The following is a 15269-nucleotide window of genomic DNA, read 5'->3' as shown; positions in this document are numbered from 1 at the left end:
GGATGGGACGCATGTCGATGACGAGTGGACGGATGCGATGCCGAGTGGTCCGGCCGGTCGGGTCGCGCCGTGCCGGGGAGAGGACGGCACGGTGAGTGCGCCGCTGTACCAGCTGAAGGCCGAGTTCTTCAAGACGCTCGGACACCCCGCCCGCATCCGTGTCCTGGAGCTGCTGAGCGAGCGCGAGCACGCGGTCGCGGAAATGCTGCCCGAGGTGGGCATCGAGCCCGCGCACCTGTCCCAGCAGCTGGCCGTGCTCCGGCGGGCGAACCTGGTGCGGACCCGCAAGGAAGGGTCGAACGTGTACTACTCGCTGACCAGCCCCGAGGTGGCGGAGCTGCTGCGGGTGGCGCGCTCGATCCTGTCGGGCGTGCTGGCGGGACAGGCGGAACTGCTCGCCGACCTGAAAGCCGCCCCGCCAGGGCGAGAGCCGCCGTCGTAGCGACCGACGGCACGGGACGGCGGTCGCCGCCGGGGAGGCGGCCCCGGGCGGCGATCGCCTCCTGGCGTGACTCCAGCGTCTGGTCGCCGAGCCCCCTCCGCCGCGCCCCGAGGGGGAAGTCCCCGAGAAGGCGCGGCAGCTGGGCGTCGGCTCGGCGCAGGCGCGGTGCGTGGACGCGGGGTCCTGCGACGGCTGCGAGATCGAGATCGCCGCCGCGTTCCATCCGGTGTACGACGCCGAGCACGAGCGGTACGGGGCACGGCTGTTGGCCTCGCCCCGGCACGCTGACGTAGCGCTGGTGACCGGCCCGGTGACCCGGAACATGGCCGAGCCGCTGCGCCGCACGGTCGCCGCGATGGGCGAGCCCCGTCCGGTGGTCGCGGTCGGGGACTGCGCGGTCGACTGCGGGGAGTTCGCCGGGGCTACGGCGTCGAGGGCGCCGTCTCCGACGTCGTACCGGTGGATCTGACCGTGCACCACCAGCACGACCAGCAGCCCGCCACCGCAGAACACGAGCCGCTTGGAGCCCGTCCTGCTCCTGCCACGACGACCGGCCGCAATCCGCCCACGTCGAGCAGCCGACTCGGCTCTGATGCGGTCAAGAGGGCGGAGACTTCCACTCGCCCGGGGGTGATCCCCGAAGGGTGGCCAGGCGGCGGTGGTATTCCTCCTCGTCGATCTCGCCGCGCGCATACCGCTCGGCCACGATCTGTTCGGGGCCGCTGCCCGAAGGCGTCCTCTGCCAAGCGCCGCGTTCAGTGCCCGGCGGAGCGGGGCGAGCCAGAGCCCGGAAGAGCAGGACGCCGACGACGATGATCAGCACCCAGAACAGGACCGTACCGAGCGACATCACCAACCAGCCCCAGCCGTTCATGCCGTGGCCGTACCAGAACATCATCTCCGCCTCCCTTCCCCAGGTCGTCCTGGGTTGCGGGACCCGCAGGACAGGGCTCCTGACACCATCGTCACTCGCCGGCGGGCAGGAGAGCGAAGGGCCGGGCGGCCTTGTTCCCCGGCCGGAGTGCCCCGCTTGGTGCGGATCGGACGGGTTTCCTCCGGCGAAGGGCTGTGACCAGCGCTGTCGTGGAATCTGCAGAGCCATGAGGGCCGGGCTGCCCGCTCCACCGTGACCAGGGAAGGGGCGCCTGTCAGCTCGTAGGCCGTCTTCAAGGAAGCCGGCCACGAGATCGCCGTCCCGACTCCGGGCGGCGCAGCGCCGCCCCCTGAGTACGACACCAGGTGGTCGGGCAGGAAGGGTGTGCCATGACGGTGATCCTTGCTCCTCGCAGACCCCCATGGTGTTCGCCGAGCCGCGGGAGGAGCCCGCCGGTGACCGCCCCTACCGTTGGGGGCTCAGAAACCAGCTCCAGAGGCCGACCGATCGGCCGCCTTCACCACGCGCCCGTCCCCGAGCCCGGGGACGGGCGCCGCGCTGTTCGGGTGTTCCGTCAGCCGGACACCGCGGTGGAGGTCACCTCAGCACCTTCTGCCGGACGACGATGTGCCCGGCGTCGGGGTTGAGGCTGCCGCCGAGGCGGCGGAAGGCTCCGTCGGTCAGGTCCAGGCACAGGGGTATCTGCTGCGTCCGCCGGAAGGTGCCCCGGTCGTTGATGCGCACGACCAGGGACTTGCCGTTGGCCACGTTGGTGACCTTCACTTTGGTGCCGAACGGCAGCTGGGGCCTGCGGGTCAGCGATGTCGCCGCGGTGTTCTTGCTGTTGTCGAAGACGTCGCCGCTGGACGTCTGGCTGCCGGCGGGTACCGGGCCGTAGTGCGACGCCCAGCACGTCCTCCTGTGGGCCTGCGCGGAGTCGGGGGCCGCTGAACTCGCCGGAGCGAGCGCCACCGTCGCGGTCAGCGCGGCGACGCCGGTCGCGAGCGAGAGTCGCAGGATCCGCTTGCTCATGTTTCGTGCCTCGTTTCCCTTGCAGTTGGATTCGGGTTGGATTGAGTGGCTTCTGGGGCGCATGTTCCGTTCAGCCCGCCACGCGGTAGGCAGCGCCCACCCGGTTGGCCTTCGCGCCGTGGTAAAGACCGGTGCCGTCGCCGCGGTTCGTGGAGAGGGTGAACCACGCATACCGGTGGACGTAGGACAGGTTCTGGAGCATGGCCGTCGACTGCTTCACGAACGCGGCCTGCTGCGCCTTTGTCGGATAGCGCGGGGAGCCGGAGGAGAAGTCGGTCAGCGCGTATTCGGTGAGCCAGACCGGCTTCTTGTAGCGCTGGTGCACGGCTTGGAGGTAGCTGCGCAACTGTGCCGTCGCGCGCTGGGCGTTGAAGTCCGCGCCGTACCAGTGCAGGGGGATGAAGTCGACCCGGTAGTGATGAGCGGCGGCACCCTTCATGAACCGGTCCAGCCAGCCACCGGCGACATCGCCTCCGGTGGCCACGGCGGGCGCACCGAGCCGCATACCGGTGGACTGCAACCGGGGCCACAAACCGAGTGCCTGACGTACCGTCATGTGTGCCTGATCCGGCCTGTCGGGCTCATTGAAGCCGAGCAACGTCCCGCCCTGCTTCTTGGCCCGGTCGAGTTCCCTCTCGGTCACCGAGCCCGCGTCGTGGATCATGGGCACGAACTCGACACCGCGCGGAGCCTTGATTCCCTCCTTGCCCGAGGACCAGGTGTAGAACCAGCCGACCTTCGCATCAGCCAGTGCCTTGGTGACCCCATGGAAGTTCCAGGCACTGATGCCCTTCTTCTTCACCGGGGCGGCGGAGACACCGGCATGGCTGCCGGACGCGAGCGCCGTGGATGTGCCGCCCGGACCACTGACCGCGAGTACCGCGGTCAGCACGAGCATCAGGGCTAGGGTGCGTAATTTTCGCATGGCCTCTCCAAGCGGCTGACGGGCGCCGCGAGGCGCCGACCAGCGATGGGTGAATTCAGCAATGCACGGAGAATGTCGACGTGCCGCCGCGGTCACGGGGGCGTCAGCAGCTGAGGTTTCCGGCCGTGCTGACGTGGAGCATCTTGGTGAACTTCTTGTACTTCGCGATCCGGTCGTGCACCTCGGCCGGGTTGCCGCCGTTGCACTCGACACCGCCGTTGATGCTGCGGATCGTCTCGCCGAAACCTCGGCTCTTGACCATCGCCTGGTGCGACGACATGGTGCCCGGACCGGCCTGGGTCATCCAGTACCAGAGCGCCAACTCCCATGTCACGGTGGGGTTCTTCGCCGCGAGGTTCGGGTGGTGCAGCAGGTCGACGTGGAACGCGTCGCCGGCGGCCTTGTAGTTGTAGTTCCAGCTGATCTGGAGCGGGCCGCGGCCGTGGTACGCGGACCGGCCGGCCGGGCAGCCGTACGGTTCGTCGGCGCAGTAGGTCGGCCAGGCGGCCTTGTTCTGCTCATTGATGTAGATCAGCCCGCTGGTCTCGTGGCTGACGTTCGCGAGGAACGCGGCGGCCTCACGCTTCCTGGTCCTGGCGTCGCCGGTGTGCGCGAACGCCGGGAAGGCCTTCATCGCCTTGACCAGGCCCTGGTAGCTGTAGACCTTCTTGTGTTTCGGGAACATCTTGTTGTACTGCGCCTTGCTGACGACGAAGCCACCCCGGTGCTCCGCGGCCGACGCCGTGGTGGCGGTCAGATCGACCGCTGTAACGGCAACCAGTACGGCGGTGAGCACGGCGTAGACAGCGCGTAGCTTTCGCATGCCAAAACTCCTCGGAATAAAAGCGGGTTGCTCAAAGCGGGTTGCTCTGCGGGCATCCGGTGATGAACCTACCTTTCGCAGCCCGGAGAAAATGGTGAAAAATTGCTGCGCAAGCGGCAGTTGTTGCTCGACGCGCAAGCGCAAGAATGGGCAGTCGCATGGCAATAGATCGCAACCCGACTACCAGAAGGTGACGACGAAGCCCTTGCACCGACTGCACTGGCGTCGTTCTCGGGGCAGTAACGGAGCAGGCTCTTCTTTCAGCCCTGCTTCGAGCACGAGCCGTTCTTGGTGACGTTCTCGGCGCCCCTGGGCGCAATGGTGATGGGCAGGGAGAACGCGTTGACATAGCTGACGTCGTACCAGGGGGCGTCGCGGTCCTTCATGGCAAAGTTGAATTCCGCCAGGCCGATCGGCTGTTCGCCCCGGAGCGGTTGACGAACGTCACCGTGTGGGGAACCGCTGCTGCCGCACCGGTCTCGGGCGAGGCGGCGGTGGGCACGGCATGGAAGTCGTCGGCCACGGCGGCGTGCACGGTACCGGCGGTCGCGGCAGCCGGCGCGAGACACAGGACGGCCGCGACAAGCAACTCACGGACGGTCGCACGGTTCAGAACGCGGTCAGCGTCAGGTGCATGTGCCGGGGCCTGGCGTCCTGGATGTAGGAGGCCCAGTCGGCGACGTCGTCGAAGGGGAAGCCGTAGGCCTTGCCGTTGGTGGTCGCGGCGTGGATGGCCTTGGCGTAGTGGTTGGTGACGGCGGTGTCGTAGAAGGCGGCCGCATGGGTTGTCGGCTGCTTGCTGTGGCTCACCAGCGTCGAACGGTTGAAGCCGGCGCCCAGGACGGCGGCCACGGGGCCGGTGGTTCCGTCGTTGGGAGCGGCGAGTGCGCCGTCGCAGTACAGCACGTCGCGGGTGGAGGGCTTGGCGAAGGACACCGATGCGGGGCCGCTGAAGGTGAGCCTGTGGTCCTTCACCCGGCCGGTGAAGGTTCCGGCGTTCGTCCTGACGACGAGGTTCTTGTTCCGGTAGGTGTGCCAGACCTTGTCGATGTAGGCGTCGAAGTAGTGCTGGGGGAACCGGCCGACGTCGAGGCCGTGACTCGGGGCGATGATGCGCCGGTCGCCGACGACCAGGCGGGAGAAGTCCGGGTCGTTCTTCACGGTGTGGAAGACCTGGGCGCGGCCGCCGTCGCGCAGCCTGCCGGTGCTGTGGTCCTTCGTCCCGTTCAGCCGGATCATCATCGGCACGCTGAACATGTCGACCATGGTCGTGTTGCAGAACATGCCGGACGCGCTGTGGGTGAACTCGACGAAGTCGTGCAGCACGGGGTAGTTGGGGTCGGACTCCACCCAGCCCGCGGGGTACTGCAGGGCGACCTTGCCGTCCGCGCCCGTGACGGCCCTGAACTTCAGCTTGTCGCCCAGCGCGACGTAGATGCGACCGGACATGAACGGCAGCCGCAGCGTGGTCTTTCCCCGGGCGGCCAGGGGGATGGCGTAGTCGGTGAAGCCGCCCGCGTGGTTGTCGGAGAGCTTGACGGGTGCCAGGGTGCCGTGCCGGGTGACCCGCACCTGCCGGTCTCCCTCGGTGCCCACGATGTACAGGTGGACCGAACGGTTGGCGAACTCTCCGCTGTTGTTGAGGACCGTCAGCGGCAGCCCGTGGCCGGCCTCGGCGGCCAGGTCGCCGTCGGAGTCGGCGAAGGCGCGTGGGGCGCCGGAGACGATCGCGGATCCTGCTACGGCGGCAGCGGCCATCGAGCTGAGCAGGCTCCGGCGGGTGAACACGTAGGGGTTGGGCGGGGTCATGCAGGGGTTCCTCTCTCCTTGCACCGTGCAGGACGGAAGACGGGCGGGAACGGGCGCGCACAGGGTGCCCGTTGGGATCCGGCGGGAACGGCCACCGGCGAGAAGGGACGTTACGCAGCGTGAATTTTTCCGCCAAGTGGTGACAGAAATGACGTGCCGCGAAACGGTGAGGGGCGCGTCACAGTCGGCCGGTCAGCACACCGGAAGATCACAGAATTCGCACAAGAACGCCCTCTAGCTTCCTCGCGCCACAAGCGACGGACTCCCATCCGTCCCAGCGCGTCACAGCTGTGATCACAGAGGGGACATACCTTCCGCGATGTTGACTGAGATGACACGGTCCTCCGTCTCGACCGCCGTACCGCGCCGACAGGACCCGCCGGCCCGGTCACGGGCAGGACATGAGGCCCTGGTGCTGCGTCTGTTGCGCGAGCACGGTCCGCTGACGCGGGGACAGTTGGGGACCCTGTGCGGCCTGTCCCGCACCACGCTCTACGACGTCGTCGCGGCGCTCATGGACAACGGCACCGTCGTTGCCTCGGTACCGGAGGCGGCCCGGCGCAAGCGGGGCCGCCCGGCGGAGTTACTGGCCCTCAACTCCGCGGCCGGGCACGTGCTCGGCATCGAATTCGCGCGACGGGCCGTGCGGGTGGCCGCGATGGACGCGGGGCACGAGATCGTCGGTACCGCGGGGGAGCCGCAGGCTTCCGACACCCCGTGGCAGGACCGTGTCGACACCGCGTGGCGGCTGGCGGACGCGCTGACGGGCGGGACGCTGCGATCGGGCGCTGTGAACGGCATCGGCGTGGGGGTGTGCGGACCGGCCGGCTCGCCGGACCGCTGCGCACGGCGGACGCCCCCGCACGACACCGTCGCCGCGCTGGTGCGCGAGCGCTTCGGAGCACCGGCGCTGATCGACAAGAGCACACGGCTGGCCGCGTTGGCCGAGACGGTCTGGGGTGCCGCCGCGGGTGAACAGGACGTGCTGTACCTGCGGTTGTCGCACGGCGTCGGCGGCGGCCTCGTGGTGGCCGGGGCACTGCATCGGGGCGCTCACGGCGCGTCCGGGGAGTTCGGCCACGTCTCCGTGGACCCGGCCGGTGTGCGGTGCGCATGCGGCGGAACCGGGTGCCTGCAGACGGTGGCCTCGGTCGGGGCCGTGCTGGACGCCTACCGCACCGCCGGGGGCGCAGCCGCGGACGTACCGGAGCTGGTGGCCGCGCTGGACTCGGGTGACCGGACCGCGCATGCGGTTCTGGCGCAGGCCGGCGCACATGCCGGGAGGGTGCTGGCGGATGTGTGCCATGCCGTGGGCCCGGACGTGATCGTCGTGGGCGGTGAGCTGGTGGAGGCCGGGCCGGCCCTGATGGAGCCGATCGAACACACGCTGAACACGACCGTGCTGCGCGGCTCGTGCGGGCCGCTGCGGGTGCGTCCGGCCGGGCTCGGTGATTCCGGCGCAGCCCTCGGCGCCATAGCCCTGCTCCAGCAGCACATGGACCACGTGGTGTGCCCGGGCTGCGGGGGACAGCCCGGGCACCACGTGGTCCCTTGTCGCTCCTCTTGTAGTGAGAACTCGTCCTGAGCGGCCCGTCAAAGGCCGCTGCGTGAGGACAGCGTGACGCTCCCAGGCCACCAGATGACCTGGGAGCAGGCAGGGCTACGGGTGCCCAGCCTTCCAGCAGCCTTCGCCGTGGCAGTCCTTCAGGCGGGTGAGCGCATCGTGCAGCTCAGCGAGGCGGGCCCTGCTCAACCGGCCGACGGTGTTGTGCAGCTCGTCGGGGTCGGTACGCAGGTCGTAGTACTCCTTCGCACCACTGTCGTACTCGACGTAGGTGTAGGAAACCGTGCGCATGGCATGGTAGTTCGGCGGGCTGATGCTTTCCCCGCCGTGGTTGTCGGGGTCGTCCGGCGACTTCTTGGCGTGGCGGTGCTCGATGAGGTTGGCGGTGCGCCAGCCGGCGTCCGATCCGCCGTCCAGGAGCGGGAGCAGGCTGTGCCCGTCCACCCGGGACGACACCGGGGCGCCGCCGATCTGCTGGAAGGTGGGCGCGAAGTCGATGTTCGACACCTGGGCGTTGCTGGTCCTGCCGGCCGCGACACCTGGACCGGAGACCACCAGCGGCACCCGGACGTCGGTGTCGAAGGCCGTCTGCTTCCCCGCCTTGAGCCGGTACTCACCCAGGTGGAAGCCGTTGTCGGAGCTGAAGACGATGTAGGTGTCGTCGGCGACGCCGGCCCTGGCCAAGGTGTCGCGCAGCTTGCCCACCATCTTGTCGACCGCCTGGAGCGACTGCGCGCGCTTGCGGAACTTCTTGTCGATCGTGTCCTTCTCGCTCCGGGTCAGTGGCTTCTGCCTGGCCAGCCACGGCGGGGCGTTGGTCGGCAGCCTGTCGAAGGCGGGGCCTTGCGGCGCCTTCAGACCGGGGAAGTCGTGCTTGTCCCGGCGGGCCGGGACGGACGGTCCGTGCGGTGTGAAGAGGGCGACCTCCAGCATGAACGGCGTGTGCGCCGCCGCGGACTTCTTGATGAACGACTGCCCCTTCTCGCTCAGGACGTCGGTCAGATAGTCCTTGGTCTTGTTGCCGTGCGGCTCGATCTTGTGGTTGTGGGCGAGCTTGTAGTCGTACCCCTTGTACCCGTCGCCGACGACGTCCCACTGGCTCCAGCCCGGCGGCACGTACGGCTGCTGTCCGTCGACGGTGGCCTTGGGGTCGTACCCGTTCAGGTACTTGCCCATCATCGCGGTCCGGTAGCCCTTGGCCTTCAGGGCCGTGGCGAAGGTGTCCCGCTCAAGTCCGTTCTTGTGGAAGGCGTCGAAACCGCCGTTCGGTCCGTCGTTGCCGAGGACTCCGGTGTTGTGGGGGTACAGGCCGGTGAAGATGGTCGAACGGGAGGGGCAGCAGAGCGAGTTGCTGACCACAAAGTCGTTGAACGTCATGCCCTGGGACTGAAGTTTCCGCACCTGAGGCATGTACGGAAGGAGGTTGGAGGACATGTCGTCGGTGAGCACGAAGACGATGTTCGGTCGTTTCGCCGCGGCTGCGGCCGGCTGCGTGACGGAGGTCGGGGTGAGGGCCGTGGTCGGGGTGGTGACGGCGGCGCCGGTCGTCGCCGCACTCACTCCGCTCTGGGCGGCGAACACCAGCGCCGCCACGCCGACGATCCCTGTCAGCAATTGACGAGTGCGAATCATGCGAGCAGCGTGCCAGTGTGATTCCGCAGCGGTCAATATCCGATTGGCCTCGGCGGAATTATTCCGGAGTCGAGGCGAATTAATCCGGCACCGGACGCCTTGCGACCGCTTCCGTCGTGGCTGCATTCTCAATGCAGTGCGTGAACCGAGAGTCGGAGGGAACCGGCAGAGAGGAAACCGGGCCTTGGAAGTGGTCAGCGGGATGGACGCAGGAGGGTGGCGCTGCCTTCAGGTGTGGAAGCGAACGTTTCAAAAGGGCGTCCACACGCTCCATCTACCGTCTTCATCGGGAATCACGCTGAACGCTCACCTGAGCGGTCGGATGGGAATCCGCGAGGACCTGGAAAGGGTTGCGGAAAAAGAGACGTTTCCGCTCCCCGACGACGTGTGCATCATCCCTCCGGGGCTCGGCCGGACGCTGATCGTCGCACCGAAGGGAGACGAGCCCGCGACGATCGCCTCCCTGACCGTCTCACTCGAGGCGCTGCACCGGTTCATCGGCGAGGAGGACCTGCAGTCTCGCGTTTCGCAGCTGCGGGACAGGTATCCGGCCATGCGGTTCGACCCGGTTCTCGCAGCGGTGGTGAAGGCGGTCGCGGCCGCGAACGAGGTCGGCGCGGACGACCTGTACGCACAGTCCGCGGCGCAGTTCATCGCCGCCCATGTCCTTTCTCCGCACTTCGCAGGTTCGGCGAAGTCCGCCGGGGCGCTGAATCCGCGGCAACTGGAGACGGTCCTCACGTACATGCGGGAGAACCTCGGGCAACCCGTCTCGGTCGACGACCTGGCGTCCCTGGTCTCTTTCAGTCGCTTCCACTTCGTACGATGTTTCAAGGCCGCCACGGGTTCAACTCCGTATCGCTACCTCACCGAACTCCGGATCGACCTGGCTCGCACATATCTGGAGAGCGGCGACGACACGATCGCCCGCATAGGTCAGCGCTGCGGATTCTCCGGGCCCGAGCATTTTTCGCGGTGCTTCCGGCGAATCATGGGATGCACGCCGTCCCAGTATCGGGTGACGCGTGCCTGAAGCCCCACGGAGCTCGACCGGTGACCAGAGGGCGTGTGTTCCAGGTGCAAAGGACTTCCAGGAACGGGCCTGCTCGCAGCGGCGCTTCCGCCGCCACGTGGCGGCCGTCACACGCCACCCATGGTTCAGCCCCGCACCGTCGCTGAGGACTACGGTCGGATGCTGTTCGGCCCGGAGCCCGGGGCCCTGCCGATGCTGTGATGGGATCCCTCCGGCAAGACTCGTTCAACGCGGCGAAACCGAGGTGTGCATGGCAGGCGAACCCAGGCGGATGCCGTTCGTCGACGACGACGCGGCCTCACGGCGGTGCCTGGAGCGAGGACCCGGGCTGAACGGATTCCGGGTGGCACTCGCCGACGGCGGTCGCGCCGGTCTGGCGGAGACACGCACCGACCGCCCCGACCACAACGGCATCGACGTGTGCCGGGATCCGCGCGCCGACCGCGACGACATGCCGGTGCCGATGCACTCCGCACCGGACGGCGTGGCCGACCGGGCGGCCGGTCCGCAGGAAGGCAGGGGGGAGAACTCCGGCACCGTCTTCACCCAGGGGCGGCCGCTGGACCAGGTGACGCCTCCAACTCGGCCCCGGATCCCGCACACCCTGCGCGGAGCCGGCTTCGTCCCGCGCACCGAGGGCGAGGACCGGCACACCCAGGACGCGCCGTGAAACTCACCACCCGCATCGCGCTCGCGGTCGGCGCGAGCGTGCCCCTGCTGGTCCTCGCCTCCGGCTGGCTCCTGGTGCACCTGGTCACCGGCGACCTGCGCGCACACCAGGACGATCAGTTGCGTGCCCGGGCGACGGTCGTCGCCAAGAACGCCAAGGCCTATCTGGACATCGCCGGGACCGACCACCCGCTCCTGGAACAGGTCCGGCGGCGGCGACTGGTCAACTCCGCGCGGGACGTGGGCGTCCGGCTGACCACACCGGGGGGCACGATCTCGGCGGGCCCGCAGCCCGACCCGTTCCCCACGCTGCCCCGCAGTGCCCCGGACCCGGTCACCGTGACCTGTGACGGCAAGGACTGGGTGGTCCTGTCGCTGCGTGTCGGCGCCGCGAAGGAGGGCACCACGCCAAATCTGTGGCTGCTGTCACCGGACACCGCCGAGGACGAGCTGTCGCTGGTCCGCCGACGTGTGCTGACCGGGGCGCTGCTGGCGGCGCCACTGGCCGGGGTCACCGCCTGGGCCATCGCCGCCCGGGCGGTTCTTCCGCTGCGGCGGCTGCAGAGGCGTACCAGCGGTCTCGACCCCCGGACGAACTCCACGCGCCTGGAACACACGCCGTCCCGTGTCGCCGAGGTCGACGACCTGGCGTACACGGTGCAGACCGTGCTCGCCCGCTACGACGAACAGGTCGCACGCACCGGGGAAGCACTGGCCACCGCTCGCGCGTTCGCCGCTACCGCCTCCCACGAGCTGCGTACCCCCCTGATGAGCATGCGCACCAACCTCGACATCCTCACCGACCATCCCGATCTCGACCCCGAGGACCGGGTGGAGGTGCTCGGGGACCTCGAGCGCGAGCACGCCCGGCTGCTCGGGCTGCTGGTGATGCTGAAGGCACTCGCGCAGGGTGATCTGATCGAGGCGGACGCCTTCACGTCGCTGGATCTCGCGGAGCTCGTGGACGCGGCGGTCTGCGACCTGCGGCGTACGCACCCCGACGCCGACGTTTCCGTGCATGCCGCCGCGGAGGTGCGCGTGCACGGCTGGGAGCAGGGCCTGCGCTCGGCGGTGGACAACCTACTTGTCAATGCCTGGACCCACGCCCGTGCCGAAGACGGCGTCGCCCACATCGAAGTGACCCTGCGCTCGTCCGGCGATCCGCACCAGCCGGCCGCGGTGCTCACCGTGGACGACCACGGACCTGGCATCCCTCCCGAACGCCACGAGGAAATCTTCCAGCGATTCCGCCGGGGCCCGGACAGCCCCGGCTCCGGTCTCGGCCTGACCTTGGTCGCCCAGCAGGTCGCCCTGCACCGAGGCCGGATCACCGTGCAGGACCGTCCTGACCGCCGCCCGGGCACACGCTTCGAGGTACGGCTGCCGGCCGCCACCGTCCGGGACGTGGAGCACACCCTGCCACTACTGCACCGGGACTGGCTCACCAGTACTGTCGGCGACTCTCCGGATCCCGTTCGGACGGCCCCTGACAGGGCTTCGCCCGGCGGCCGGCGACGATGAGGCCGTTGATCATCACTACCACGGACCCGCGGAGTCCGGTCTCCTGCCGCTAGAAGAAGCCGAGCCTCTTCGGCGAGTACGACACCAGAAGATTCTTCGTCTGCTGGTAGTGCTCCAGCATCATCTTGTGCGTCTCGCGGCCGATCCCGGACTGCTTGTAGCCGCCGAACGCCGCGTGCGCGGGGTAGGCGTGGTAGCAGTTGGTCCACACCCGGCCCGCCTGGATCGCGCGGCCCGCGCGGTACGCGGTGTTGGCGTCCCGGGTCCACACGCCCGCGCCGAGGCCGTACAGCGTGTCGTTGGCGATCTTGATGGCGTCGTCGAAGTCGTCGAACGAGGCCACCGAGACGACCGGGCCGAAGATCTCCTCCTGGAAGATCCGCATGCGGTTGTCGCCCTCGAAGACGGTCGGCTGCACGTAGTAGCCGCCCTTCAGTTCGCCGTCGTGCTCGATGCGCTCACCGCCGGTGAGGACCCTCGCGCCCTCCTGCCGGCCGATGTCCAGGTAGGAGAGGATCTTCTCCAGCTGGTCGTTGGAGGCCTGGGCGCCGATCATCGTGTCGGTGTCGAGGGGGTGCCCCGGCTTGATCCGCCGGGTACGCTCGACCGCGGCCTCGAGGAACTCGGCGTAGTGGCCACGCTGGATCAGCGCCCGGGACGGACAGGTGCACACCTCGCCCTGGTTGAGGGCGAACATGGTGAAGCCCTCGAGCGCCTTGTCCCGGAAGTCGTCGTCCTGCGCCCACACGTCGTCGAAGAAGATGTTGGGCGACTTGCCGCCGAGCTCGAGGGTGACGGGCTTGATGTTCTCGGAGGCGTACTGCATGATCAGCCGCCCGGTCGTGGTCTCCCCGGTGAACGCCACCTTCGCCACGCGCGGGCTGGACGCCAGCGGCTTGCCCGCCTCCACCCCGAAGCCGTTGACGATGTTCAGGACACCGGGCGGCAGCAGGTCCGCGATCAGGCTCACCCAGTAGTGGATGGAGGCCGGGGTCTGTTCGGCCGGCTTGAGGACGACCGCGTTGCCCGCGGCGAGCGCCGGCGCGAGCTTCCACGCCGCCATCAGAATCGGGAAGTTCCACGGGATGATCTGCGCGACGACCCCGAGCGGCTCGTGGAAGTGGTACGCCACCGTGTCGTCGTCGATCTCGCCGAGCGACCCCTCCTGCGCCCGGATCGCGCCCGCGAAGTAGCGGAAGTGGTCGATCGCCAGCGGGATGTCGGCCGCCAGTGTCTCGCGGACCGGTTTGCCGTTCTCCCAGCTCTCGGCCACCGCCAGGGGCTCCAGATGGGCCGCCATGCGGTCGGCGATCTTCAGCAGGATGTCGCTGCGTTCCGCCACCGGCGTACGGCCCCACGCCGGCGCGGCCTCGTGCGCCGCGTCCAGCGCCCGCTCGACGTCCTCCGCGGTTCCGCGCGCGATCTCGGTGAACGGCTGTCCGTTGACCGGCGACGGATTCTCGAAGTACTGCCCGCGCAGCGGCGGCACGTACTCCCCGCCGATGAAGTGGTCGTAGCGCGCCTGGTAGGAGACGATCGCGCCCTCGGTGCCCGGCGCCGCGTAACGAGTCATGCTGGTCTGCCTCCTGGTGCAGCACTGCCCGCCGTTGGGCAGCTCTCGGGCGCGAGGCTAGACGGGCGGACGTTGCAACCACGTTGCGCCGCGGGCCCGCCCCGGCGCCCGGCCGACCGGCGCCGCCAGCTCGGCCTCCAGCGCGGCGAGCCGGGACCGCACCGGCGCCGTGGGCCGCACCGCGGCCAGCGCCCGCCACACCTCCAGGTCGTCCTCGCCCCACGGCGCGTGCGCCCAGTCGGCCAGCAGGTCCGGGTCACGGTGGGCGATGAGTGCCGTCCGCAGCCCGTCGGCGAGGCGGTCGCGCAGCCGTACGATCGCCGGCGCCCGCGAACCGGGCAGCAGCGGACCGGCGTACGCCTCCGCCGCCGCCATGACGGCACCCGCCCTGAGCCGCCGTTCCACCACGGTGACGTCCGACTCGACCGCGGCCGTCAGCCGGTACGGCCGCGAGGCGAGCAGTCCGGGCCCCAACAGCTTGCGCAGCCGGGCCAGTTCGGCCCGCAGGGTCACCGGCGTCACCGACTCGTCCGCGTACAGCGCGCACAGCAGCTCGTCACCGCTCAGCCCCTCGGGATGCCGGGCCAGCAGCAGGAGGATCTCGCTGTGCCGTCGGCTGAGCCGGATCCGGGTGCCGTCCAGGACGAACTCGGCCTCGTCCCGGCCCAGCGCGCCGAGCAGCGGCGTGTCCACGGCGCTCCCCGGTGGATCGAGCAGCGCGAGCTGTGCCTCCGCGGCCCGCGCCACCGCCTGCACGAACCCGAGGCTGTGCGGATGCGCCAGCCCGTCCCCGCCGGTGATGTCCACGGCGCCCAGGACCCGCCCGGTGCGCGGGTCGTGCACCGGCGCCGCCGCACACGTCCACGGCTGGACCCGGCGTATGAAGTGCTCCGCGGCGAACACCTGCACCGGCCGGTCCACGGCGACCGCGGTGCCCGGCGCGTTCGTGCCGACCGCGCTCTCCGACCAGCGTGCCCCCGGTACGAAGTTCATCCCGTCCGCCCGGCGCCGGGTCGCCGGGTGGCCCTCGACCCACAGCAGCCTGCCGTGCGCGTCACACACCGCCAGCAGATGCTCGCCATCGGCCGCGAAGGTGCCCAGCAGGTCCCGGAACAGGGGCATCACCCTGGCCAGCGGGTGCTCGGCCCGGTAGGCGCCGAGGTCGCCGTCGGTCAGCTCCACGCTCGCGGTGCCGTCCGGCCCGACACCGGCCCGCGCGCTGCGCCGCCACGACTCCGCCACCACCGACCGCACCGGGCGCGGCACCGTGCCCACCGTGGTGAACGTCTCGTGCGCCCGGCGCAGCGCACGGACCCGTTCGGCGGGATCGGCCCCGGGCTCCAGGGCCACCCACGGATCGGTCAACTCGGCC

At 69.6% G+C, this 15269-nt stretch carries 15 protein-coding genes; 6 read left to right on the top strand and 9 right to left on the bottom strand.

The annotated features are described in order from the left end of the window. Window positions 1-91 precede the first annotated feature (91 nt). Window positions 92-442, top strand: a complete 351-nt coding sequence (locus tag ACFYZB_RS12740; protein ID WP_388757737.1) for an ArsR/SmtB family transcription factor — start codon at window positions 92-94, stop codon at window positions 440-442. A 169-nt stretch (window positions 443-611) separates the two neighbouring features. After that, window positions 612-911 (top strand): NADH-quinone oxidoreductase subunit B family protein, encoded by a 300-nt coding sequence (locus ACFYZB_RS12735; protein WP_388757734.1) that lies wholly within the window; start codon window positions 612-614, stop codon window positions 909-911. A gap of 129 nt (window positions 912-1040) precedes the next feature. On the opposite strand, the gene ACFYZB_RS12730 is transcribed toward ACFYZB_RS12735, so the two are convergent. From ACFYZB_RS12730 to ACFYZB_RS12705, 6 genes are all read right to left on the bottom strand, one after another. After that, window positions 1041-1340, bottom strand: a complete 300-nt coding sequence (locus ACFYZB_RS12730; protein ID WP_388757731.1) for an SHOCT domain-containing protein — start codon at window positions 1338-1340, stop codon at window positions 1041-1043. A gap of 573 nt (window positions 1341-1913) precedes the next feature. Next, window positions 1914-2348 carry a septal ring lytic transglycosylase RlpA family protein gene (locus ACFYZB_RS12725; protein WP_388757729.1) on the bottom strand — a complete coding sequence of 145 codons (435 nt, stop codon included), beginning with the start codon at window positions 2346-2348 and terminating at the stop codon, window positions 1914-1916. A 70-nt stretch (window positions 2349-2418) separates the two neighbouring features. Continuing rightward, window positions 2419-3246, bottom strand: a complete 828-nt coding sequence (locus ACFYZB_RS12720; RefSeq protein WP_388757727.1) for a glycoside hydrolase family protein — start codon at window positions 3244-3246, stop codon at window positions 2419-2421. Between the two features lie 130 nt (window positions 3247-3376). Further along, window positions 3377-4096, bottom strand: a complete 720-nt coding sequence (locus ACFYZB_RS12715; protein ID WP_388757724.1) for a chitinase — start codon at window positions 4094-4096, stop codon at window positions 3377-3379. 260 nt (window positions 4097-4356) lie between these two features. Continuing rightward, complete coding sequence (locus ACFYZB_RS12710; protein ID WP_388757721.1) at window positions 4357-4665, bottom strand: thaumatin family protein; 309 nt, start codon at window positions 4663-4665, stop codon at window positions 4357-4359. A gap of 40 nt (window positions 4666-4705) precedes the next feature. Continuing rightward, entirely contained in the window at window positions 4706-5905 is a 1200-nt protein-coding gene (locus ACFYZB_RS12705) for a beta-1,3-glucanase family protein (RefSeq protein WP_388757718.1), read from the bottom strand. A gap of 331 nt (window positions 5906-6236) precedes the next feature. Here ACFYZB_RS12705 and ACFYZB_RS12700 point away from each other — a divergent pair, with 331 nt between their 5' ends. Beyond that, window positions 6237-7490: an ROK family protein gene (locus tag ACFYZB_RS12700; protein WP_388757715.1), complete on the top strand. Its 1254-nt coding sequence runs from the start codon at window positions 6237-6239 to the stop codon at window positions 7488-7490. Window positions 7491-7565: 75 nt separating this feature from the next. Here the strand turns inward: ACFYZB_RS12700 and ACFYZB_RS12695 are convergent, their stop codons facing one another. Continuing rightward, on the bottom strand, window positions 7566-9101 hold the full coding sequence (locus tag ACFYZB_RS12695) for a sulfatase (protein WP_388757712.1): 1536 nt from the start codon (window positions 9099-9101) through the stop codon (window positions 7566-7568). 190 nt (window positions 9102-9291) lie between these two features. On the opposite strand from ACFYZB_RS12695, the gene ACFYZB_RS12690 reads away from it, so the two are divergent. The 3 genes from ACFYZB_RS12690 (at window position 9292) to ACFYZB_RS12680 (ending at window position 12324) form a co-directional block, all read left to right on the top strand. Further along, window positions 9292-10134, top strand: a complete 843-nt coding sequence (locus tag ACFYZB_RS12690; protein ID WP_388758110.1) for an AraC family transcriptional regulator — start codon at window positions 9292-9294, stop codon at window positions 10132-10134. A gap of 250 nt (window positions 10135-10384) precedes the next feature. After that, window positions 10385-10804 carry a hypothetical protein gene (locus ACFYZB_RS12685; RefSeq protein ID WP_388757710.1) on the top strand — a complete coding sequence of 140 codons (420 nt, stop codon included), beginning with the start codon at window positions 10385-10387 and terminating at the stop codon, window positions 10802-10804. Then, complete coding sequence (locus tag ACFYZB_RS12680; RefSeq protein WP_388757707.1) at window positions 10801-12324, top strand: sensor histidine kinase; 1524 nt, start codon at window positions 10801-10803, stop codon at window positions 12322-12324. The genes ACFYZB_RS12685 and ACFYZB_RS12680 overlap by 4 nt, the downstream gene beginning before the upstream one ends. 49 nt (window positions 12325-12373) lie before the next feature. On the opposite strand, the gene adh is transcribed toward ACFYZB_RS12680, so the two are convergent. Together adh and ACFYZB_RS12670 are read right to left on the bottom strand one after the other, a co-directional pair. Further along, window positions 12374-13897: an aldehyde dehydrogenase gene (gene adh, locus ACFYZB_RS12675; RefSeq protein ID WP_388757705.1), complete on the bottom strand. Its 1524-nt coding sequence runs from the start codon at window positions 13895-13897 to the stop codon at window positions 12374-12376. 57 nt (window positions 13898-13954) lie between these two features. Continuing rightward, on the bottom strand, window positions 13955-15262 hold the full coding sequence (locus ACFYZB_RS12670) for a GAF domain-containing protein (RefSeq protein ID WP_388757702.1): 1308 nt from the start codon (window positions 15260-15262) through the stop codon (window positions 13955-13957). Between the last annotated feature and the right edge of the window lie 7 nt (window positions 15263-15269).

The sequence above is a fragment of the Streptomyces sp. NPDC001852 genome, from assembly GCF_042891825.1.
In the GTDB taxonomy this organism is placed as follows: Bacteria; Actinomycetota; Actinomycetes; order Streptomycetales; family Streptomycetaceae; genus Streptomyces.
Note: the sequence above shows the minus strand (reverse complement) of the source record. Positions and strands in the feature narration are given on the sequence as shown.